This window comes from Oleiphilus sp. HI0079 (assembly GCF_001635105.1).
Window position 1 is genome coordinate 1 of record NZ_LWFT01000895.1, and the last position, 21,729, is coordinate 21,729.

Genomic DNA, 21,729 nt, shown 5'->3' on the forward strand with positions numbered 1-21,729 from the left:
TTACCAAAGTTGAGGTGTACCTTGGCTGGAAAAATAACGGGCAGGGCAACCGGCACGTAAGGAATGCCAAGCATTTTTGCGAGTGGTTTTATGTTCGCAATAGCGGGAATCGTTTCTTCGCAGCCAACCACACCAACGGGCACGATAGGCGTATTGTGCTCCATGGCGAGTCGTACAAAGCCATTGCCAAATCGCTGCAATTCATAACGTTTGCTATAGGGTTTACCAGAGCCTCTAATACCTTCCGGAAAGACGATAACGGCCTCGCCATTATCTAGCATTTTGGCACAGTTGGTTGGGTCTCCAAGCACTGCGCCTAACTGATTGAGTACATTGCCAACATAAGGAACAGTAGGAAAAAATCGCTCTATCATTGCTCGTGGATAGCGCGGAGCATGCTCCCGGTTTGCCACAGCATAGCCAATGAGCGTTCCATCGATAGGCAACTGTCCACTATGGTTCGCCACGATCAACACCGGACCACTACTAGGAATATGTTCGATGCCATGTGTTTCGACACGAAAGTACTTGTCGTAAATGGTCGAAAATAGGGAGAACATAATTTTGTTGGTATCTGTGTTGAGGCCCCAAGGATCGTAACCTAGAGACCCAACAGGATTTTTGATGCGATCGAGTTTCTGATCCAATTCGGATGAAACGAGTGTTTTTTTGAGAAATGCTTTTAACTTCATGATGTACAACGTGGCTCAAAGTTATGATTATCGTTTAGTGCACGCCTTTAGAGATGTATTATTCCACAATCTTCATGCGGGTAAACAATTAAAAGACGATTTGATGAATAAAAACGCGATTACTTGGTTTAGTAAGCCTTTTACAGAGATGAGCGCGCACGAGATGCATCGAATTTTGATGCTGCGTCAGGATGTGTTTGTGATCGAGCAGGACTGCATTTATCCGGATATCGATACCAAAGATGACGATGCATTACACGTTTTTTGTCGTGATCAAAGTGGCGCCATTCTCGCTTATGCGCGCCTAGTGCCGCCCGGGCTTAAATTTGCAGAGCCCGCGGTTGGCAGAGTCGTTGTTGCGCGTCATGCTAGAGCGACGGGTCTTGGCGTTCTACTCATGGAGCATGTGCTGGAGGATGCACAAAAATTATACCCAGGCATGGGCAATCGCATCTCTGCTCAGGCTCATCTGAAGCGCTTTTATAGTCAGTTTGGATATGAGCAGGTCTCGGACGAATATGACGAAGACGGCATTCCACACATTGAGATGCTGTTGTCATCGACATCATAGTCGATGTTGATAAGCGATTTTCTCAGTGAACCGAAGGGGGGTTATGCCCGAGGGCTACGGCGATAGGCTGAAGGGCTCTGCCCAAACCAGTTTTTAAACGCACGGCAAAAACTGGCGGACTCTTTGTACCCTAGAATATCTGCGATTTCAAAAATGGTGTATCTCGCATCTCTTAAAAGCTTGTCGGCAAATGATCGTCTCTCGGCCTCGAGTATCTCTTTGTAAGAGGTTTCTAGTTGCTGTAGCTTTCTAATGAGTGTTCGTTCCGAATAATGTAAGGCTTCGCTCGTCTGTTTTAGGGAGGGGAGCAACTCTGAGTCACCTTGGCGCAGTATGCGCTCCTCAATATGTCGTCGGAGCAAGTGTCTCACTGCGATGTCGCAGCGATTCTTGTATTCCATTTGCTCCATGAGCTGTTGGCACTTTCGTAAATTAAGCTCGTGCGAATCGTGATCGCTTAGCGGCGAGGCTTGAAACCACATCGCTTTAGGCACGACCAATTTGTTTGTATCAGATGCAAAAACGAGTTTTGACGCATACTCGTTTTTCATGAGCTCCCTCCGATGCTCGGCGTTCGTTTCGAAATGCAATGTTGTTTGGCACTTTGATTCAACCGCAAGCAGGCTAATCAGCACTTCAAAAGCGCGCATCAGCGATTCGAAAAAAAACTGTTTGTAGGCATCATCGCCACTTGTATCGAACACCACGATCTCAAAGTTTTCTTCGCTTTCAATAATTTTACTGACATAAGACGCAGAACGTATTTGGAACCATTCGATAAAGGTCGATAACGCTCGACCGACGGTAGGCGCACTGACTGCGGCATAGCCAATTGGCCCATGTGTTGCCACGCCTAAATGCTTTCCATAGATGGCTGGCCAGATTGGTGTATAGCTGTACTTATTGACGTTATGGACGATTTGGATTGCATCCGAGAGGCTAATCATCTCGGTCGTGGATAAAGACTCAATCGTCAGCTTTGTATGCTCCAGTAGGCGTTCAACCGTTGTAAATTGAAGGCTTTAAACGATTAACAGGTAAGCAATGTGGGATTGGTTTGGTGATGTCATTGGTTAATCTTAAACCGAATTGGCGGTTAATGTTAATAATAATGTCATTAAAGGAAATGCGGCTAAACCGTCTCTGAGTATATATTGAACGCATAGAATGACGAGGTGACGAGATGCAAATGATGAGCGAAGCCAAACCGGTTGCGTTTGAATCCAAGTGGCAAGAGTCGGTTCCCGATGTTGCGTGGGGAACACTGCTGTTAGCATTAGGCATTGTGCTGGGCTATTACTGGACGATTAGCAGTGCCCTAGCAGGTGATCTCCCTTACGCGGCAGCCACCCTGATTTGCGCATACTTGGCCTATGCGAGTTTTACTGTCGTTCATGATGCAGGCCACGGGAGTATTGTGAAATCGAATGCTCGGCTCAAACCCATTGAATCCATGTTAGGTTGGGCGTTTGCCGTACCTTTGTTGTTGGTGCCGTATCGTTTTTTTCAAAAAATCCACGACCGCCATCACTCGTTTACCAATGACCCAGATCGCGACCCAGACCACTACACATTTGCGCATTCATGGTTCACGGTTGCGCTGAACAGTCTCTATATTCCAATTCAATACCACGTGCTGGCGTTTACCAAGTTACGTGGAGTGCGCGCAATTAGAAGTACTTACAAAAGTACAGCGTGTTACTTCACTGCCGTAGTATCTGGCTTGCTCATTCTGACGGCGCTTGGCTATGGTTTTGAAATCGTCGCCTTTGTGATCATTCCAAACATAATTGCGGTGCTCGCACTCGCGTTGTTTTTTGACTACATACCGCATCACCCGCACAAATCGCGTAGCCGTTATCACGACACGCGTATCTATCCTGGCACGCTTTTAAACGTGCTATTGCTTGGTCAAAACTATCATCTGATCCACCACATGTATCCTCGGCTGCCTTGGTATAAATATAAAGAGGTGTATACACGGATTTTGCCTGATTTGGAGGTGCTCGGAGCTCCGATTGAAGATCTGCGTGGAGGAACGAGACCAGGCTTTATGACGTCACCAAATACGCGGAGTTTGTTGGACGATGGCAAGTCGATCAACATGGTGCTCGAAGTCGCGAAGGTAAGGGCGTTAACCTTCGATTCTGCTTGTATAGAGTTTAAATTGCCGCAGGGTGAACGTCTTCAATATCAAGCGGGCCAATACATCACAGTGAGTAAATGGCTCAATGGCGAGCAACAAACGCGCTGCTATTCCCTATGTGCCAAGCCAGGATCAGATAGCTTGAAAATCGGCGTTAGACGAACCGCGCAGGGCTTGGTCTCGGGCTTTCTGAACGACGATCTGAAGGTAGGCGATGAGCTCGTTGTGCAAGGGCCTTTTGGGGACTTTGTTTACCCCGCCGCTGAGCCAAACGAGCACGACGGCTTAGTGTTAATCGCAGGTGGTAGCGGTATTACGCCAATACTCTCGATTGCGGAAACGGCGCTCGCTGAGCATCCGAATGTGTCCGTGACGCTCATTTATGCATGTCGCAGTCGCGACAGCATTATGTTTTTTGATCAATTAGAACACCTCAAAGAACAACATCCTGAACGCCTGACGATTCGTTACGTTATTCATCAAGAGCTGCATGATCCTTTGGATATACAAGGCCGACTAAACAAGGCGACTCTGGCTGAGTTGTTGCCTTCAAGGGGTGCGGATTCATCCAGCGCACAGACCAAGCGAACAGCGTTCTATATTTGCGGGCCGGCGGGCTTGAAGGACCTTGCGCTTGACGTGTTAGCCGAGCGGAATATCGCGCGAGAGCAGATACATATCGAGCAGTTTGTGTCATCGCTTACCGAGGCGAAGGGGCCGTTGCATAAAGTTGATGTGGCGCTTGCGGATGGGCAGACACATTCCTTATCTGTGGCATCGAATCAGACTGTACTCGAGGTTGCCAAAGCGGCTCGGATCCAGTTGCCACATGCATGTTCTTCCGGTACCTGTGGTTCGTGTAAGCTGAAAATCGAAGAGGGCGAGGCAGTGTCGATACCCAACTCTGTACCCGGCATTACCTCTGACGAAAAATCGGCAGGGTACACGTTGGCTTGCCAATGCAAACCCTTGAATCATCTTGTGTTATCTGAGAGCTGAACGAATACGCTGTTGTTTCCAAGTGTTGAGGTGTTGATAAGCCAGCATACCTCACTTCGATAGAGGTTTGTTCGTCGATCCCCGCGCAGAGAGAGCCCTAGATGGCTGATCCACCTAGGGCTGCTGCCGCTATTTTATGCAATCCGCTAAACTGGCGCTCATACCGAGAATCAGGCCAGAATAGTGTGCTTTACCCGTCGCAATGTCTGCGCCTAAAGGATCCATAACACCAATTCGTGTGACGGCGGAATCTGCGAAGATGTTTTTCACCAAACCTTCATTAAACTGCGGCTCGGCGAACACACAGGTAACGCCTAGCGTTTGAACCGTATTTCGAATTTCGGTTATCCGCGCAGGGCTTGGGTCTTCCGCGTCGCCCAGTGAAATAGAGCCTGCCGCTGCAATATCAAAACGCCTCTCAAAGTATTGATACGCGTCATGAAACACCACAAATCGAAGATCTCCAAGCTTGCTGACTTCTGCTTGTGTTTGTTCAATCAGCTGGTCAAGCGCCACGATCGCGGTGCTCGCATTCGCTTGATACGTTGTTGCATTCTCTGGGTCTTGCTCAGACAGTACGCGGGAGATCTCCGTTACCCATTGTTTTGCGTTTTCCGGGTCTAACCACGCGTGAGGATCGACCCCATCGTGAAGGTGCGCCTCATGGTCTGCGTGTTCTTCATCATGTTCGTCTTCGTGTTCATCGTGGTGATCGTCTTCATGGTCATGGTGTCCTGAGCTGAACAGCGAGAGAAAGCGATCGATCAAGCCGCCATGGTGCGCTTCATGTTCCTCGTTTGTTTTCGAATGCTCGGCATGATCATCCGCATGCGGTTCGTCGTGGTGTCCGTGTTCGCTCTCTTCGCTGTCGTGGTGAGCATGCTCTTCAAAGGTCGTGCCTTCACGGAAAGGGTAAGTCGTCGTTACTGCTAAATCCAACATGCCTACTTTTTTAGAGGAACTTGCCACGTTATCGATCGCTTTCTCTAGCCAGGGGGTTAGTTCTTCACCCATCCAAAATACAATATCTGATTCTGACAAAGCCCTCGCTTGAGAAGGACGCAAAGAATAGTGATGTGGAGAAGCGCCCGACGTGATAATTAATTCTGGTGTAGCAACTCCATCCATCACTTGGCTTACAAGGGAATGAAGCGGTGCGATGTCCACTGCAACATTTGGTGTTTCAGCGAGCGTCTTTAATGGCAAACCCAGACCAATTAGGCCGAGGCTAAGAAGGCTTTTTCGCATTACATTCTCCGTAGTAGGTGCGTTAAGCAGTAAAAAGTGCTTCAACAAGAAATGAGCTTACAAACAGCTGGATGCTCAAAATGTTATGTTATATCATAACTTCACTATTTCATTCGACACAATACCAAATGTGTTTTAAAGAGAGTTGCTCGGATAGGGCGGCCGAAATCGGGAGTTCTCATTGACGAAAAAACTCATTGAATGCACTTCACTGTCTGTGAATTATGGCAAGCGCCGCGTTCTGCACGATATAACAATGTCGGTTGCGGCGGGTGAGATTGTGACGGTGATTGGTCCGAATGGCTCTGGAAAAACAACGCTCTTCAAAGCGCTGATCGGAGCGATCAAACCCACCTCGGGTACTCTCCAAAGGTCTCCAGATCTTAAACTCGGTTATGTGCCACAAAAGCTCTACGTGGACGAGACGCTCCCAATGACTGTTAAGCGCTTTATGAATTTACCGGGCGGTCATAGCCCAGACGCTGTGGCAGAGGCATTAGAGCATGCAGGTGTTCCAAACCTGGATAAACAACAGGTGATGGATTTGTCTGGAGGGCAGTTTCAGCGCGTATTACTCGCAAGGGCGTTACTCGGCGCACCAAATTTATTGTTACTGGATGAAGCGACACAAGGCTTAGATCATCGTGGCGCGGCAGACTTTTATCGACAGATTAATCTCGTTCGACAGAAGCTAGGATGCGGCATCGTGATGATCAGCCATGAGCTGCACGTTGTGATGCGACAGACCGACCGGGTTATCTGTGTGAATGGCCACATTTGCTGCGAAGGCAAGCCCGAAGTTGTTGGTATGTCGCCCGAATATCGAGCGCTGTTCGGCTTAGACAAAGACGAGGCTGCCCTGTACTTGCATCAGAATCACCATAGCCACGATCATGATCACGATCACCAGCACGCGAATGCGAGCATGCTGCAAAAGGAATCAGGAAATGTTTGTTGACTTTCTAGTTAGAGCGACGCTCGCTAGTGTCGGAGTCGCGCTGGCTGCAGCGCCGCTTGGTTGTTTCGTCATTTGGCGAAGAATGGCCTACTTTGGTGATGCCACGGCACATGCGGCTGTTCTCGGCATCGCATTATCTTTAACCTTCTCTGCGCCATTGTTTGTGAGTGTATTGAGCGTTTGTTTTGTTATGGCGATGACGGTCTCGTCACTCAACGGCAAGGGCTTTGCGATGGACACTTTGCTTGGCGTCGTTTCCCATTCCTCGCTTGCAATTGGCTTGGTTGCGGTCTCTTTCCTATCCGGTGTTCGGATTGACCTTATGTCTTACTTGTTTGGCGATATTCTTGCCGTCGGTAAAACAGACCTGTTGGTCATCTGGGGTGGGGCGGCTGTTGTTCTGGCCTTGATTGCGTGGCGTTGGACGGGGTTGTTGCTTTCGACACTCAATACAGATCTGGCGTTGGCGAGTGGCTATGACCCCAAAAAAGAACAGCTTATTCTCACCATTGCCTTGGCGATTGTGGTCGCGGTCGCGATTAAAGTAGTCGGTGTGTTGCTGATTACGGCGATGCTCATTGTGCCGGCAGCCACGGCAAGGCCCTTTAGCAAGACCCCTGAAGCGATGGCCGTTGTTGCTGCGTTCTTGGCTCTAATAGCCAGTCTTACTGGATTGCGCGCATCGTATTTGTTCGATACGCCAACCGGCCCAACCATCGTCTGTGTAAGCGCCTTTTTGTTTATTGTCATTAGCGCGGCAAGTCGTATCCTACCTCTGTTTTTCTCTCGCGCTCAAAGCTCCCAGGCCTGTGAGAAGACCTAACGTGAAACAAAGCACGCATACCCAGCGCGGCGCTATTTCAGCTGTGCCAACCAATGTCATTACCGGCTTTCTTGGTGTTGGAAAAACATCCTCGATTATTCATTTGTTGAAGACCAAGCCAGCGCACGAACGGTGGGCCGTCTTGGTCAATGAATTTGGTGAGGTTGGCGTTGATGGCAGCCTTTTTACCGGTCAGCATACCGAGGCGTCGGGCATCTATATCAAAGAGGTACCCGGAGGTTGTATGTGTTGTGCCGCCGGCTTGCCTATGCAAATTGCATTAAACCAACTGTTGGCGCGGGCAAAACCGGATCGTTTGTTAATAGAGCCGACAGGTTTAGGACATCCCCTTGAAGTGATGCAGGTGCTGGCTTCCGACGTCTACAAGCCGGTTCTCTCTATTCAAAAGACAATAACATTGGTGGATGCAAGAAAGCTCGATGACCCACGATATACCGAGCATCAAACGTTTAACCAGCAAATTGCGATGGCGGATGTGGTCATTGGCAATAAACAGGAAGTGTATCCGCCGAATGCCACTCAAAACCTCATACGCTATGTCGCTCAGCATAACGCAAATACGGCACAGGTCGCGTTTGCATCTTTTGGCAACATTGATGTTTCATTATTGGAGGGGCGCTCTGCTTTTAAGGCAAGTTCGCAGCCGCATCATCCGCAAGATCAGAAGCACGGTCACGTTCTGGTCGAGCAGCCAATCGAAACAATCATAGAGCCACAGATTCCCGACAACGGCTATCTGAAGGCGAGCAATCGCGGAGAGGGGTATCAAAGCCTCGGCTGGCGCTTTTCTGCCGACAAGGTATTTGATCGAGCAAAGTTGCATGACTTTATGCAGCGTTTGAGCGGCCACAAAGTTGAACGTGCGAAAGCCGTTTTTATCACGCAAGAGGGCGTAGTCGGTTTTAACTTAACAAGTGATGGGTTCAGTGAATTTGCCCTAGATGATTGCCTTGAAAGCCGCGTTGAGGTGATTTACAACGAGTTGGATATGCCCATCGAGGAGTCGCTCATGGCGTGTCTGCTTTCGTAGGCCGAGGAAAGCAAGAGCAGGAAAAAGTGGTTTGCTCCGGTACTGATGCGCTGAAGTTCGTGGCGATGGATGAAAGCCGACTTTTTAAGTTTTGAAGACCCTGTGAAATGCGCATGATATGGTAGCAAATGCGCAGCACATCTAGTTTACGTTTGATTATATAGGTAAAGGAACGGTTATGGATCTCGATCTTGATCAACAGTCACTTCAAGGTGCAGAAAGAAAGTGCCTAGAAAGTGGTGCGCGTTTAACGCCCAAACGTAAATTGGTTTTATCGGGTTTGTTAGGTTCAGACAAGGCGCTCTCGGCCTATGAGCTTGTTGAACTGTGCAAGAACGAGTACGACGAGGTGATTCCGGCCATGTCTGTTTATCGAATCCTGGACTTTCTTCAAGAACAGCATTTGGTTCATAAACTCAATTTGGCAAATAAGTATGTGGCATGCTGCCACATTAATTGCGAGCATCGCCATGAGGTTTCGCAGTTTTTGATTTGCGGTGAATGCCAGCGCGTAAAAGAAATTAGTTTGGGTAAATTTACCGAAAAAGATTTAAGAAAACGCGTCGAGTCCGAAGGCTTTCAGCTTGTTAGTCCTCAGCTTGAGATTAATTGCGTGTGTGATGAGTGTGTCAATTCGGCGGCTTAGTATATGTTAAAAAAGTGCATGCTTTACTGCTTTCTATGGGCTTGCGTGAGTACCGTGCAAGCGCATCCACATAATTGGATTCAATTAAATTCAACGTTTGTTTTGGACGACCAAGCACGCTTGATTGGTATAAAACAACGGTGGGAGTTTGACTTCTACTACTCCATGATTATGCACGCAGACTTATTAAATGAGTTTGGCGATGAGCTGTTAGGCCTATCTGAAACGGCCACCGCAATGATAAAAAACCTCAAACCGTATACCTATTTCTCTGAGCTCAAAGCGCATGATGCCGTGGTCGATTTAGGCATGCCTGAGAAGTATCAACTGACAACGACTAAGGTCGATGGACAATTGGTTTTGGTTCTAGATATGGAATTTGATATTGACCAAAAAATACCCGTTGAGGGTACGCGCCTCGAATGGCGGGTTTTTGATCCAACGTATTACATCGCAATGAATCACGAGACCGAGCGGAATATCGAAATCGTTGGAGGAAACGCGACAGAGTGCACCAAACAATTAAAGTTTCCCGAGCCGACCGATGAGGAAATTGATTATGCGCAAAGTCTTGATAAGACACAGAGAGACACCGATGGTCTAGGTCAGCTTTTCGCAGAAACGGCATTTATTGAGTGCATCTGACGAAAACCATTCTAGGAAAATGCCGCTCCAAGTGAGTATGGCCTGTTGCTTGTGTATGGTCCTACGAGCAAGGCCAAAAGGCGAACAACGTATGGCATCAAAATGAGCTGGCCCACCTAGGGCCTAGCGCGATAAAAAATGTTTAGCGGGCGAAGGTGAATTGGCCACTTTCTTTTTTAGCACCGAAAAACCCAAAGTATGGATACAGCTTTGATTTAACATGCCATACATACAAGATAGTGCCGACCGTGATAGACCATATAATAAAAAGCTTAATCGGCTCGTCGTTTGCGCTAGGAAATGTATTGGGCAACTGACTGATGGAAAGAAATATATAAGCCAAGTACGCCGTTAAGCTGTGCCTGTAGAAGCCGATAATGAATAAGAACGAGATAGAAGCCGCAATGCCTGCCAACCAATATGGAGCCTGCCCTCCTATTGAGAGCCCAGTGGTATAGCCAGCAAACGCAGCAAATAACGCCTGCACAAACATCAGACTAATTAATATGTTGTTTCTTCCACTGTAAAGCTGGCATAGCGTTTCGTCTTTCAGTGAGGCAACGCATGCTGCAACGCGCTTTTCTGGAAGTGTAAGCCCCTTGTATTCATTCAGTAGCTCTGCGCGCGTTACCCCAGCACTGAACTTCGCCTGCATTTCCTGTTTCATCTTCCTTGGTTTCACCAAAATCTCCCCTGGTAGCGTTTGCATGTTAGGCCCAACTCACTCATGCCATAAGTTTAAGAGCTGCATAAGGTGCAATGTTCAAGATGATAATCGCCATTTTGAAGCTGGCTAAATAGTTAAAATACAGCTCATCTAGCTTCTCACCTGCAACAGCAGAAACGCTTGAATGTATCTTTTTGATTGGCTCCCTAAAACCCATTAACGCGAAAGCGGTAAGTAAATAAAAGCCCAAATTTACAACAGTACACCAACCTAAAAAAGTCGTGATGACTTGTATGTTTTCCAATTTAATTTCCTCTTCGTTTGGATAATCGATTTCGCATAAGGTGCGTCGTTGCCTTGTTAAACATGAATCGCATGGGTGGACGGACCATGCTATGCGGTTCCTTATTTGTGACATGTGCGATTTGGCGCGACAGCTTGAGCAATGAGTCCGCGGCTGTTTCTTTGTTGAGACACGAGGCGTGAGCATCTTGCTCTACTAGTACGACGATCTAGTTGTCTTTCGCCTTGTCTTTGGTGTTGTATTTCGAGTTTTGTTGCGTCGTTTTCAGCCACCAGTTCTCTGTGCCTAGCTTGTAGGGAAGGGCGTCTTTGGCGCGAGAAAATCGATTCCAGTGGGCAACGCGGTGGATGCCTATATGCCAATTCGGCACGATGTAATGCTCGAACATCAACACTCGGTCGAGCGCACGCATTGTGGTCACGACTTGTTGTTCTGTTTTGCTGTTGAGTAAGGTTTCGATGAGCGCATCCACCGCAGGATTTTGGATGCCCGCATAGTTCTGGCCGCCTTCGACATTAATCAACTCGCTATGAAAATAATCGCGTTGCTCGTAACTGGGTGCCGTCCCTTGAGACAGCACAAAGGTCATGACATCAAAGTCGAATTGATCGAGTCGCGCTTTGTATTGGGCGTTTTCCACTAAACGTGGTTTTGCTGTAATGCCAAGGCGTTGCATGTTCTTGATAAAGGGCATGATTACGCGCTCAAGCCCTGCCTGTCGATAGATGAACTCAAACTTGAAGGCCTGCCCAGTTTGCTTGTTTCTTAGAACGCCTTGATCTTGTTCCCAGCCTGCATCGCGCAGTAGCTTAATCGCTTTGCGCATTTTGTTTCGGATATTGCCGTCCCCCTTGCTAGGTGAAAATTCAAATGGCCCGGAAAACAACTCGGGTGGTAACTGCGTTCTGAATGGCTCTAGCAGGGCGAGTTCTTCTGCTGAAGGTTTGCCTTGATGCGCGTATTGGGAGTTGGGGAAGTAGCTAGTGTTGCGTGTGTAGGCCTTATGGAAAAGGCTGGCATTAATCCACTCAAAATCAAATAGCTCCGAGATAGCTTGTCTAACGCGCTTGTCTTTGAATAGCGCTTTGCGGGTATTAAAGAAAAAGCCCTGTGTTCCAGATGGAATACTATGCGGGATTTGTTCTTTGATGATATCGCCGGCATTGATGGCCGGAAAATCATAACCCTCGGCCCAGTTCTTGGCGGTGTAGTCATAGAAAATATCAAACTCGTCCGATTTGAATGCCTCAAACGCAACGGCCTGATCTCGGTAAAAATCCATGCTGATCGTGTCGAAGTTATAGCGCCCTTTGTAGACGTTGAGTTCGTTTCCCCAAAATGTGGGCACCCGCTCTAGGGTAATGCGTGAGCCGGTATCCACTTCAACGATTTTATAGGGGCCACTTAAAAGCGGTACGACGCTTGAGGCGCTTTCGAAATCTTTTTCCTGCCAGAAATGCTGTGGTAGCACGGGCACTTCGCCAGTGCGAAACACGGCTTGTTTACCGGCACCATCTTTGAGATTGAAGCGCACTGTGTGTGAGGAGCGTTTTTCGACACTGTGTACATCGAGCAAGCTTTGCTGAAAGCGAGGATGACCTTTTTCAATTAAGGTATTAAATGAAAACACGACGTCGTCTGCGTCAACGGGATGCCCATCATGAAAGAAAGCGTTCTGTCTGATGTCGTATTCAACCCAGCTAAAGTCTTCTGTATAACGCAAGCGCTCGGCCAAAAGGCCATAGGCTGTTTGCGCTTCATCGGCCGATGGCGAATAGCTGCCGGTGCCCAACATGAGTGTTTCGTTTAGCTCTGAAAAGCCGTACATGAACATGCCCGGAGTGTTGAACGGGCTCGTGCCTTTAAGGGTGTAGGGGTTGGTTGAGTCGAATGTGCCAAAACCCATTAGGCGCAGCTGCCCGCCCTTAGGCGCGTCAGGTTTTACCCAGTCAAAATGCTCAAAGCCATCTGGGTATTTGGGTTCACCGTAAAGCGCGATCGCATGGGTCTCGACAATGTTGGTCTCGACAATGTTGGTCTCAGACAGCGCCGCGGGTATGAAAAACACGTTTACGATGAGCGTTGTGAGCAATGCTGCGCAGATTGCTGTAAAGGGTGCTGTGGAGGGAGCTGTGCGTGCGGTGCTGGGTGCTGACCTAAACCTGGCAAGCTTCAATGCACATTGAGCTGAGCGTTTATGCTTCACGTGGATGATCTTCACCTATTTGTCTGATCTTGGTAGTGCGTCAATAAGCTCAATGATGCTAGAAAAATCACGCGCACCTTCGCCGTTGGCTTGCTTTTGTTTGTAGAGCTCGTATGCGAGTGCTCCCAGAGGCGTGGCGCTATTCTGGTTTTGAGCATTGTCCATCGCCAATCCAAGGTCCTTGGTCATCAGATCCACCATAAACCCCGGTTTGTAATCATTCGACGCAGGGCTAGCTGGCATCACACCAGGGTAGGGGTTGTACTTTTCTAGGCTCCAGTTTTTTCCGGAGCTTGCCATCATAATCTCGGAAAGCACAGAGGCATCGACGCCATTCTTTTCGCCAAGCTTTAAGGCTTCGCTGGTGCCGATCATATGTATCGCCAACAGCATGTTGTTGCACATTTTTGCGACTTGGCCTGCGCCTTCAGGACCCGCATGAAACAGGTTTGCTCCCATGGCGGAGAGAGGTGCTTTCGCGGCTTCAAATGCGTCGGCACTCCCGCCACACATAAAGCTGAGCGTGCCTGCTGTTGCTGCGGCGACACCGCCAGATACAGGGGCGTCGATAAAGAGCAAATCGTATTTTTTAGCCTCAGCATGAACGGCGCGGCTGGTTTCTGCATCGATGGTAGAGCTGTCAATAACCAAGGTGTTTTTGGGCAGTTTGGCAAGCAGCCCGTCTGGGCCGCTAAGCAGTCCTGCTACGTGCTTTCCTGCTGGGAGCATTGTTATCAGCGCGTTTGCGCCTTGGGCTGCCTCTTCTGCACTTTTTGCCGCATAAGCGCCTTGTTGTTCTAGCTGTGTAACATTGGCCTCAACAAGATCAAAGACCCGAACGCTAAATCCGGCTTTGATAAGATTTGCGGCCATTGGGCCACCCATGTTTCCTAATCCGATAAAGGCGATGGTCGTCATATGCGCTCCGTTTATTTATTTTTGTCGTTGGATCAAAAGTGTGTTCGCTCAATGCAGCCTGATCTACAGGCGAGTGCTTAATGGGTTTTGCTCCCAAGGAGGAGTGAAAAACGACTCCATGACTGAGGCAGGTACGTGGCTGAAGTGCTTGAATGCCCATTTTGGCTTTCTGTCTTTATCAATCAGCAGGGCTCGCACGCCCTCTGCAAATTCGGGATAACGCACGCAGTTCGTCGCGAGCACTAAGTCTGCCTCGAAGGCGGCTTTTTGCGTCACATAACGATGGCGGCGAAGTTGTTCAAATATCAAAAGTGCCGAAAGAGGAGAGCCATGATGTAAGGTTTTAATCGACTTTTTGAGCCATCCGCTATCGGTATCGATGCTATCTAACGCGTGGATAACGTCGCCTAGGGCGCCGCTGCGGCAGGCATATTCAATCTCGTCACGACAATTGGCCAGCTCGGATGGAACGTCGTTGTTGCGCTTATCTTCTGATACGGCAAAATCGGCTAGTAATGAGGTAACACGTTCTTTGTTTTTCTTGATGTCTTTTGTCCAAGATACTTTCTCAAGCTGTTGAACAATGTCGCCAATGTTAGACGACTCTACATAGTGATCTGCGAGGCCAAGGCTCATTGCGTCACTTGCGTTAATGCTTGCTCCGGTGAGCGCGAAGAACAAACCAAGCCCCTGAGGAAGATCGTTAAGGAAGCGTGTCGCACCAACATCGGGAAATAGACCAATGGTTACCTCGGGCATTGCAATACGGCTGCTCTCTGAGACAACGCGATGGCTAGCGCCTTGCATTAATCCAAGGCCTCCGCCCATAACAATCCCCGAGCCGATGCAGATAATCGGTTTGGGGTAGCTGTGTATCAGATAATCGAGTTGGTATTCTTCAACAAAAAACTGCTCTGCGTAGTCGCACGGCCCGCCGGGGTTATCAATCGCAGACTGATACAGCTTCTGCACGTCGCCGCCTGCGCAAAAGCCTTTGTCACCTGCGCCATCCATCAGGATACATGCGATGGCATCGTCCTCGGCCCAGCGGCTCAGCTGCCGAAAGGCGCTTTGAATCATTTCCAGGCTCAAACTATTTAAAGCTTTTGGGGCGTTGAGCGTTAAGTGCCCAACTTTGCCTTTTTTGGATGCGATCTCTTTGGTGCGTATCTGGCTTGATTGTGTTGTCATTAAGTCTGCCTAGTTCCGTGAGTCTTCCGGACAATGCCGATGCTGTGCGTTTAGTTAGCCTATATATGTGACGCTTGTTTTGCGCGATTGGTCTTCGAGCGCTAAGACCAAGACGGCGTGCGTTTTTCCAGGAATGCGTTAGTGCCTTCGACCTGGTTGGTTTCACCAATGAGATCGATGAATTCGGCGCGTTCATCTTTTAGGCCTTGCGCGATCGCGTGCTCGCGTGGTGCTTTCATTAGGCGCTTACAGGCGCGAACAGCATCTGGGCTCTGTTGGGCTACTTGCTGTGCCATTTCTAACGCGCGAGACAAGCTTTGCCCGGTGCCGGTGGTTTCTTGGGTTAAGCCAATCTTCTCTGCGGTGTCTGCTTTGATGCGTTCACCGAGTAAAATGATGCGAGCCGCCCACGCTTCGCCAACCAGCCAACACAGCCGTTGAGTGCCGCCTGCACATGGCAGTAATCCAACTTTTGCCTCTGGAAGTGCAAGTTGCGCCTGTTCCTCAGCGATACGAATGTCACACGCTAAAGCGCACTCTAGTCCGCCACCCATGGCGTAACCATTCATCGCCGCGATACTCACACCTTCAAAATTGGCAAGCGCTTCGAAAGCTTCTCCAAAAGCTTCCGCTACCCCCTTTGATGCGGATTTGTCGCCGCTGGCAAATTGCTTTAAATCGGCACCGGCAGAGAAAAATTTCTCACCTTGACCATGGATCACGATGGCGACAACGCTATTCGCTCGGCTCGCCGAATCGACGACGCTTTTAAGCCCGTTGAGGCTTTCGAGTGTCCAGGTATTGGCCGGTGGATTATTGATGGTGACTTGAAGAACTGCACCATCTTGTTTTACTTCAATCATTGAAGTCGGGCTTGTTATCGTCATCTTTGTTCCTGAAGAATCTAGTGTTTTATCAGTGCTAAGTTTGGATCGTTTAAGAGGCGGCGCGCGATGATCATGCGCATCACCTCGTTTGTGCCTTCGAGTATTCGATGCACGCGCGTATCGCGGAAAAAACGCTCTAGTGGATACTCTTTGATGTAGCCGTATCCACCGTGAATTTGCAAGGCTTGATCGCACAACTCGAAGCAGGCGTCGGTTGCAAAGCGTTTTGCCATCGCGCAGAAGGCACTCCGTTCGGGGTCTTGTTGATCTAACTTAAATGCCGCCAGACGGATCATCTGTTTTGCGGCTGTTAAATCTGTCAGCATATCTGCCAGCTTCATTTGGGTAGCTTGGAAGTCTGCAATCGCTTGGCCGAATTGCTTTCGCTCACCGGCATAGCGACTCGCGGCCTCAAGTGCGGCAATTGCCGTGCCCGTAGAGCACGCCGCGATATTAATGCGCCCGCCATCAAGCCCCTCCATCGCGAGCTTGAATCCCATACCTTCTTTAGCCAGTAAGTTGCTCGCTGGCACCCGCACATTTTCAAAAGTAATCTGCCGTGTCGGTTGACTGTTCCAGCCCAACTTATCTTCTTTTTTCCCATAGGTGATGCCCGCAGCATCTGCTGGAATCGCGAGACAGCTAATGCCTTTTGCGCCGGGTTCGCCGGTGCGCACCATGGTGACTAATAGGTCGGTTGAGCCTGCACCAGAGATAAATACTTTACTGCCTGATACGAGATAGTCGTCTCCGTCTTTCACCGCTTTGGTGGTCAGGGATGCGGCATCGGAACCTGCGCCCGGTTCTGTTAAACAGTAACTAGCCAGCTTCTCGCCAGAGGCAAGAGCTTCAGCCCATTCATCTATTAGGCTTTGCTGTCCATATTTGCTGAGCATCTTGAATGCCATGTTGTGAATGCTGACATAGGCAGCTGTTGAGGTGCAGCCAGTGGCGAGTTGCTCCATGATCAGCGCAGCGTCCAAACGAGAGATGCCGATCCCATGGTGCTCTTCGGGGATATACATGGCCATAAAGCCAAGTTTGCCTGCTTCAACAAATACGTCTTTTGGAAAGGTGGCTGTTTCGTCCCACTCTTTTGCATTCGGAGCAAGAAACTCCTGTGCAAAACGATTGGCGGTATCTTGAAAAGCGACTTGATCTTCTGTCAGGTCAAAATGCATCGCGAGCTCCGTACTACTTTACTTATTATCTTGGGAAATTCTCAGATACTGCCCAAATGCAATCTCTGCTAAACTCCGCGGCTTCGTGATTATAGGGTCTGCAATCATTGAATTTCCATACTTGTCTCAAGTATTCGGATTGTTAGGCGAAGTTCGGTTGTTTTTATTTCGGGTATTGATCGTAGCGTTTTATGTTAAGCGATGAACACAAAGCTCTGATTCAGGGGAGCTACAGAAAGTTTACTGGCCGAGAAGGGTTCCGTCCGCGCTATGGACAGCGACTAATGATCGCCGAAATTGCCAAGTATTTGGGATCTATCGCAACCAATTCCGAAGGATTACGCAATAGCGATCCTGCAACCTGTGTTGTAGAGGCGGGAACCGGCACTGGTAAAACGCTTGGGTATTGTATCGCCACCTTACCGATGGCCATTGCGCAAGATCGCAAGCTGATCGTTTCGACTGCAACCACCGCACTTCAAGACCAGATTCTCTCCAAAGATTTACCAGAACTTGCCGAGCATTCGGGTATAGATTTCAATTATGCGCTGGCAAAAGGTCGTGGTCGATACGTTTGTTTGAGCAAGCTTGAGCAGCGTATTGAGTCGTTCTCGGCAGACCCCAATGATTCGACGATTCCATTGTTTCTCCTTGATCAAAGCGACAATGAAGAGCTCAGTGAGGATGTGCTGCAAGGTTTCTTGACGCGCTATGCCTCTGGTACATGGGACGGTGATCGAGATACGCTTGAAGAGCCGATTGACCATAAGGCATGGTCTTCTTTGACGGCAGATAATCAGCAATGTTCCAACCGGCGATGCAGTTACTTCAGTAGTTGTCCGTACTACGAAGCACGCAACCGCTGGGATGATGCGGATGTGTTAGTGGCAAATCATGATTTGGTGTTGTCGGATCTCGCCTTGGGTGGGGGGGTTATTTTGCCCGCGCCTGAGCACTCGATTTATATTTTCGATGAGGCGCACCATCTACCCGATAAAGCGCTCAATCATTTTATGGTTTCGACAGGGCTAAAAGCCAGCGAGAATTGGTTGAAGACGCTGAGTAAATCCCTTTCTGAAATGCTGCCAGCCATTACGGCAGGGCATTTTGTTGCATCGAACATCGAGCAGATTTCTCCATTAACGATCTCCCTGCAAGGCAAGCTTAATGTGTTCTATGAGAATCTCGCCAAAGGTGTCGATTGGGATCAGGAAGAGGGAAGCACAGAGAGTCGCTTTCGCTTTAAAGATGGTCTGATTGATGACGTCTTGCGAGAGCAGGCCTTCAATATAAAACTCGATTTTGCTTCTTTGTGCCGATACTTAGATGAAATTCGAGCGGAGCTGAATCGCAGTGTTGATGAAAAATCCGATTGTGGTTTGGATCGCGAAGAGGCCGAGCAGTGGTATCCGGTTATTGGCTCGCACTTTAACCGCGCGGATGGCCATTATGCTTTATGGCAGTTTTACGCAAAAGAAGTAAAAGAAGGCGATGCACCGGACGCGCGCTGGGTGACATTGCGCGAGTACGACTCTGGCTCCGACATCTATCTGTTTGGCAGCCCCCTGAGTGCAGGCGGCTTGTTGAACGCGGCTTTATGGAAAAGGGCTTACGGGGCAATATTGACCTCCGCTACTTTGACGGCTCTGGGCAAGTTTAACCATTTGGCATACAAAGCGGGCCTGCCAGAAAAGTCTGTTTATCATCGTGTTCCTAGCCCGTTTGATTTCGCGAATGTTGGTGTTTTGCGTGTTCCACCGATGCGCTCTTTACCGAATCAAGCGCAGTTGCACACTGAAGAAATTATCGAAAATCTAGACGCCTGGATTGAAGATCATAAAGCGGTGCTGGTGTTGTTTAGCTCTCGAAAGCAGATGAACGATGTTTACTTTGGCGTTGATCGCTCGTTGCGCGAGCGCATACTGACGCAGGACGAAATGGGCAAACAAGAACTGATTCAAAAGCACAAACAGCGCATTGATGCTGGTGAAAAGAGCATTTTGTTTGGTCTTGCCTCTTTGGCTGAAGGTATCGATTTACCGGGGAGTTATTTAACCCATGTGATCATCGCTAAAATACCTTTTGCCGTTCCAAACGATCCCTTAGAGCAGAGTATCGCAGAGTGGATGGAGACACAGGGTCGAAACCCGTTCATGGAGATCTCTGTGCCTGAGGCGAGTTTGCGATTGATTCAGGCGTGCGGTCGATTAATTCGGACGGAGCAGGACACCGGGCAAATTACGATTCTGGACCAGCGATTGATTAGCAAGCGCTACGGGCAGCTGCTTTTGGATGCTTTGCCGCCTTATCAACGTAAGCTGGGCGTTTAGCGTCGTCTAGCTGATCTAACGTTCAATTTTCGGTGAGTAGATCGCGTACGCGGTGATTTGTCCGACCACGATGGCGGCAAAAATCAATGCCGCCGAACTGCCAATTCCGCCGATTCCGCCAATAGGTAGTACTTCAGCCCCATAGAAATTTTGGCCGGCGCTAATCAGAACGCGGCTTCCCGGAACCATCAGGATAATTCCTTGGATCATATAAATCGTCCCTGTCAGCTTTCGGCGCTTGGCGATCCATGTTGCATACAAGGTAATCAGGGTGCTCGTGATCCAAGTTGCTGCAACCCAGCCATGTTCAAAGTTGAATACGGTTGGCCCCCAGGTTCCGATAGCAATGACGGGTATGGCTCGCACTACATCGCGTGGTCGAATGTTGAACATGATCGCAACCGCTATGGCGAGTAGTACGGCGCCAATCAAACTAAAGTACGCAGGCAACTCATTGGTATAAGCGATGGGGGTTGTTTCCCAGATAGCAGAGCCGAAACTCAGTCCGATGAATATCCCTTAAAACAGTTTGATTAATGAGAGAATGCATTGGCCGAGCAAGCTGGTGCCCGAGACTAGATCATTAAAGGCGAGGCATTCTAGCGCGTTTGCAATAGACAAGCCGGGTACGAATAGCAGAATACTGGCAATGCAGAGCGTCCATACAGGAATGTTTAGCCCAAATGAGTTTGCATACTCCGCCATAAGCCCGACTAACATCGGCGCGATAAACTCCAGTGCAATTGACCGTCTTCCCTTTAATAACAATGTGCAAAGCCAAACGATTAAGCCAGTTAGTGGGCTTACGATTAGCGCGTCATAGGAGCTTCCTACCAAACATAGGTAAGCGGCGGGAACAATCAGACACGCTAGCAGCATCATTGGCCTGCTGGGGGGAGAGGTGTCTAGATTGATGGATTCGTCATCACGAGTGATCCGATTGATGGTCTTGGCAAGTAGCGTTAGGTCAATACTGGGTGGCTTTAATCGTTTTATGACAACGGTGTTGTCCTCATCATTAAATTGAAAGTTAATCCAGTTTGCAGAGGCGAGCGCCATGACTTCTACACCTCGGTTTCTCGCATAGTGCTCGACATATTTTTCGAGCTTGTAAGGCGGACATCCTGCTCGATGAAGTGTCTCGCCAATATTGACGATTTGCGAAATTAAGTGATGCTCTGACATGGCGGCTCTCGGTTGATTCGCCTTAAGCATATAAGACATTTTTGCTTAGTCCATTTATGGAATGTGCTTTTCCAGAGCGCTTGCTGGTCAGCGGGGCCGAAGCTACTAAGATGTCGTCTTTCAAAAGGAGAATTCAAGATATGCAGTTTGATGGTTTTCTTAATAAAGTAGCTCGAGAGCCTAGTACCGTGCGCTTGGATGGGGCTTGGATGCAGGGACGCGCCGGCTTTGGTGGTCTTGTGGCTGCTTTGGTGTATGAATCTATGCGAAAGCAATTGTCGCAACCGGCCCCTGTTCGTTGTTTGCAAATTTCTTTTGTTGGCCCAGTGGATGATAGCGAGCTCGAATTGACGAGTGAGATCCTCAGAGAGGGAAAGAATGTCTCTCAGGTCTTGGGGAGGGGGTTACAGAACGGTCAAACCAAGGTGATCGTTCAGGGGAGTTTTGGCGCTGGGAGAGAATCCGCCATCGATCTTGCTCCTGAGCGACTCTCTTTAAATGGCTCCGTAAACGACACCACCAAGCTGCCGTATATCGAAGGAGCGATTCCTGAGTTTACGCGTAATTTTGATTATCGATATCTGACGCCGTTCCCGTTTATGGGGTCCGACAAGCCTTATTTAGAGGGTTACGTGCGTTTTGCGGAGTCGCCAAAAGTAATGACCGAGGCGCATCTATTGGGGCTTGTTGATGCATGGCCTCCAACTCCCTTGCCGATGATGAAAAGCCTTTGCATGGCGAGTTCCTTAAGCTGGACGATAGAGTTCATTCAGCCGCAGCCGAGTTTAAGGCCAGACGAGTATACACAGTATCGAGCGGAAATTATTGAATCGAGCGGCGGGTATGCGTATGCCAAGGCGCTCATCTCAAACGAAGCGGGAGAGCTGCTCGCGATAAGTCAGCAAACAACAGTGCACTTTGGTTAATAAAGCGGGCCTTAAAAGCGCCTGGTGCTTTATTTTAGACAAAAAAAAGCGGTGATTAGTGCCGAACATACTAATCACCGCATTCAACGTCGGGCATGTGCCCTGATCGGAAATTGTATTGAGGAGAAAGGCCTGAATTTTCGCCTCAACAGAAT

At 48.9% G+C, this 21,729-nt stretch carries 22 protein-coding genes; 10 read left to right on the top strand and 12 right to left on the bottom strand.

Features of this window, described 5'->3' with window-relative positions; translation table 11 throughout:
- The coding region (locus A3750_RS16495) for a lysophospholipid acyltransferase family protein (protein ID WP_068548476.1) at positions 1-692 on the bottom strand (692 nt) is incomplete at its 3' end.
- Here A3750_RS16495 and A3750_RS16500 point away from each other — a divergent pair.
- Positions 670-1,263, top strand: coding sequence for a GNAT family N-acetyltransferase (locus A3750_RS16500; RefSeq protein WP_231871851.1), 594 nt, complete (start codon positions 670-672; stop codon positions 1,261-1,263). The genes A3750_RS16495 and A3750_RS16500 overlap by 23 nt on opposite strands.
- A gap of 41 nt (positions 1,264-1,304) precedes the next feature.
- Here A3750_RS16500 and A3750_RS16505 read toward each other — a convergent pair whose 3' ends face one another.
- Positions 1,305-2,255: an AraC family transcriptional regulator gene (locus A3750_RS16505; protein ID WP_255374888.1), complete on the bottom strand. Its 951-nt coding sequence runs from the start codon at positions 2,253-2,255 to the stop codon at positions 1,305-1,307.
- 197 nt (positions 2,256-2,452) lie between these two features.
- On the opposite strand from A3750_RS16505, the gene A3750_RS16510 reads away from it, so the two are divergent.
- A complete protein-coding gene (locus A3750_RS16510; RefSeq protein WP_197466170.1) occupies positions 2,453-4,408 on the top strand; it encodes a fatty acid desaturase in 1,956 nt (651 codons plus the stop codon).
- A gap of 129 nt (positions 4,409-4,537) precedes the next feature.
- On the opposite strand, the gene A3750_RS16515 is transcribed toward A3750_RS16510, so the two are convergent.
- Positions 4,538-5,656 carry a zinc ABC transporter substrate-binding protein gene (locus A3750_RS16515; protein ID WP_068452552.1) on the bottom strand — a complete coding sequence of 373 codons (1,119 nt, stop codon included), beginning with the start codon at positions 5,654-5,656 and terminating at the stop codon, positions 4,538-4,540.
- 181 nt (positions 5,657-5,837) lie between these two features.
- Here A3750_RS16515 and A3750_RS16520 point away from each other — a divergent pair, with 181 nt between their 5' ends.
- The 5 genes from A3750_RS16520 (at position 5,838) to A3750_RS16540 (ending at position 9,779) form a co-directional block, all read left to right on the top strand.
- Entirely contained in the window at positions 5,838-6,614 is a 777-nt protein-coding gene (locus A3750_RS16520; protein ID WP_068452555.1) for an ATP-binding cassette domain-containing protein, read from the top strand.
- Positions 6,604-7,437 (top strand): metal ABC transporter permease, encoded by an 834-nt coding sequence (locus tag A3750_RS16525; RefSeq protein WP_068452558.1) that lies wholly within the window; start codon positions 6,604-6,606, stop codon positions 7,435-7,437. Before A3750_RS16520 ends, A3750_RS16525 begins: the two co-directional genes overlap by 11 nt.
- Position 7,438: 1 nt before the next feature.
- On the top strand, positions 7,439-8,488 hold the full coding sequence (locus A3750_RS16530) for a GTP-binding protein (protein WP_068452564.1): 1,050 nt from the start codon (positions 7,439-7,441) through the stop codon (positions 8,486-8,488).
- A gap of 178 nt (positions 8,489-8,666) precedes the next feature.
- A complete protein-coding gene (locus A3750_RS16535; RefSeq protein ID WP_068452567.1) occupies positions 8,667-9,134 on the top strand; it encodes a Fur family transcriptional regulator in 468 nt (155 codons plus the stop codon).
- 18 nt (positions 9,135-9,152) lie between these two features.
- Complete coding sequence (locus tag A3750_RS16540; RefSeq protein ID WP_068491473.1) at positions 9,153-9,779, top strand: DUF1007 family protein; 627 nt, start codon at positions 9,153-9,155, stop codon at positions 9,777-9,779.
- A 142-nt stretch (positions 9,780-9,921) separates the two neighbouring features.
- On the opposite strand, the gene A3750_RS16545 is transcribed toward A3750_RS16540, so the two are convergent.
- From A3750_RS16545 to A3750_RS16555, 3 genes are all read right to left on the bottom strand, one after another.
- Positions 9,922-10,461, bottom strand: coding sequence for a hypothetical protein (locus A3750_RS16545; RefSeq protein ID WP_156492248.1), 540 nt, complete (start codon positions 10,459-10,461; stop codon positions 9,922-9,924).
- Positions 10,462-10,504: 43 nt separating this feature from the next.
- Entirely contained in the window at positions 10,505-10,750 is a 246-nt protein-coding gene (locus tag A3750_RS25390) for a DUF6868 family protein (protein WP_068452575.1), read from the bottom strand.
- A 208-nt stretch (positions 10,751-10,958) separates the two neighbouring features.
- A complete protein-coding gene (locus tag A3750_RS16555) occupies positions 10,959-12,818 on the bottom strand; it encodes an extracellular solute-binding protein (protein WP_231871852.1) in 1,860 nt (619 codons plus the stop codon).
- Between A3750_RS16555 and A3750_RS27140 the strand changes: the two genes are divergently transcribed.
- Positions 12,808-12,936, top strand: coding sequence for a hypothetical protein (locus A3750_RS27140; RefSeq protein WP_255374887.1), 129 nt, complete (start codon positions 12,808-12,810; stop codon positions 12,934-12,936). The genes A3750_RS16555 and A3750_RS27140 overlap by 11 nt on opposite strands.
- A gap of 35 nt (positions 12,937-12,971) precedes the next feature.
- Here A3750_RS27140 and mmsB read toward each other — a convergent pair whose 3' ends face one another.
- The 4 genes from mmsB to A3750_RS16575 all read right to left on the bottom strand — a co-directional run bounded on the left by mmsB (position 12,972) and on the right by A3750_RS16575 (position 17,133).
- Positions 12,972-13,874 (bottom strand): 3-hydroxyisobutyrate dehydrogenase, encoded by a 903-nt coding sequence (mmsB, locus tag A3750_RS16560; RefSeq protein ID WP_068452577.1) that lies wholly within the window; start codon positions 13,872-13,874, stop codon positions 12,972-12,974.
- A 63-nt stretch (positions 13,875-13,937) separates the two neighbouring features.
- Positions 13,938-15,065, bottom strand: coding sequence for an enoyl-CoA hydratase/isomerase family protein (locus tag A3750_RS16565; protein WP_068452579.1), 1,128 nt, complete (start codon positions 15,063-15,065; stop codon positions 13,938-13,940).
- Positions 15,066-15,166: 101 nt separating this feature from the next.
- The gene (locus tag A3750_RS16570) at positions 15,167-15,952 is read right to left on the bottom strand and encodes an enoyl-CoA hydratase (RefSeq protein ID WP_068452582.1); all 786 of its coding nucleotides are present in this window, start codon (positions 15,950-15,952) and stop codon (positions 15,167-15,169) included.
- 17 nt (positions 15,953-15,969) lie between these two features.
- Complete coding sequence (locus A3750_RS16575) at positions 15,970-17,133, bottom strand: acyl-CoA dehydrogenase family protein (RefSeq protein ID WP_068453895.1); 1,164 nt, start codon at positions 17,131-17,133, stop codon at positions 15,970-15,972.
- Between the two features lie 191 nt (positions 17,134-17,324).
- Here A3750_RS16575 and dinG point away from each other — a divergent pair, with 191 nt between their 5' ends.
- Positions 17,325-19,463 carry an ATP-dependent DNA helicase DinG gene (gene dinG, locus A3750_RS16580; protein ID WP_068466233.1) on the top strand — a complete coding sequence of 713 codons (2,139 nt, stop codon included), beginning with the start codon at positions 17,325-17,327 and terminating at the stop codon, positions 19,461-19,463.
- A 15-nt stretch (positions 19,464-19,478) separates the two neighbouring features.
- On the opposite strand, the gene A3750_RS26270 is transcribed toward dinG, so the two are convergent.
- Both A3750_RS26270 and A3750_RS26275 read right to left on the bottom strand, forming a co-directional pair.
- Entirely contained in the window at positions 19,479-19,895 is a 417-nt protein-coding gene (locus tag A3750_RS26270; protein ID WP_197466392.1) for a threonine/serine exporter family protein, read from the bottom strand.
- An 87-nt stretch (positions 19,896-19,982) separates the two neighbouring features.
- Complete coding sequence (locus A3750_RS26275) at positions 19,983-20,687, bottom strand: threonine/serine exporter family protein (RefSeq protein WP_068572053.1); 705 nt, start codon at positions 20,685-20,687, stop codon at positions 19,983-19,985.
- Between the two features lie 101 nt (positions 20,688-20,788).
- Between A3750_RS26275 and A3750_RS16590 the strand changes: the two genes are divergently transcribed.
- On the top strand, positions 20,789-21,574 hold the full coding sequence (locus A3750_RS16590) for a thioesterase family protein (protein ID WP_068457756.1): 786 nt from the start codon (positions 20,789-20,791) through the stop codon (positions 21,572-21,574).
- Positions 21,575-21,729: the final 155 nt, after the last annotated feature.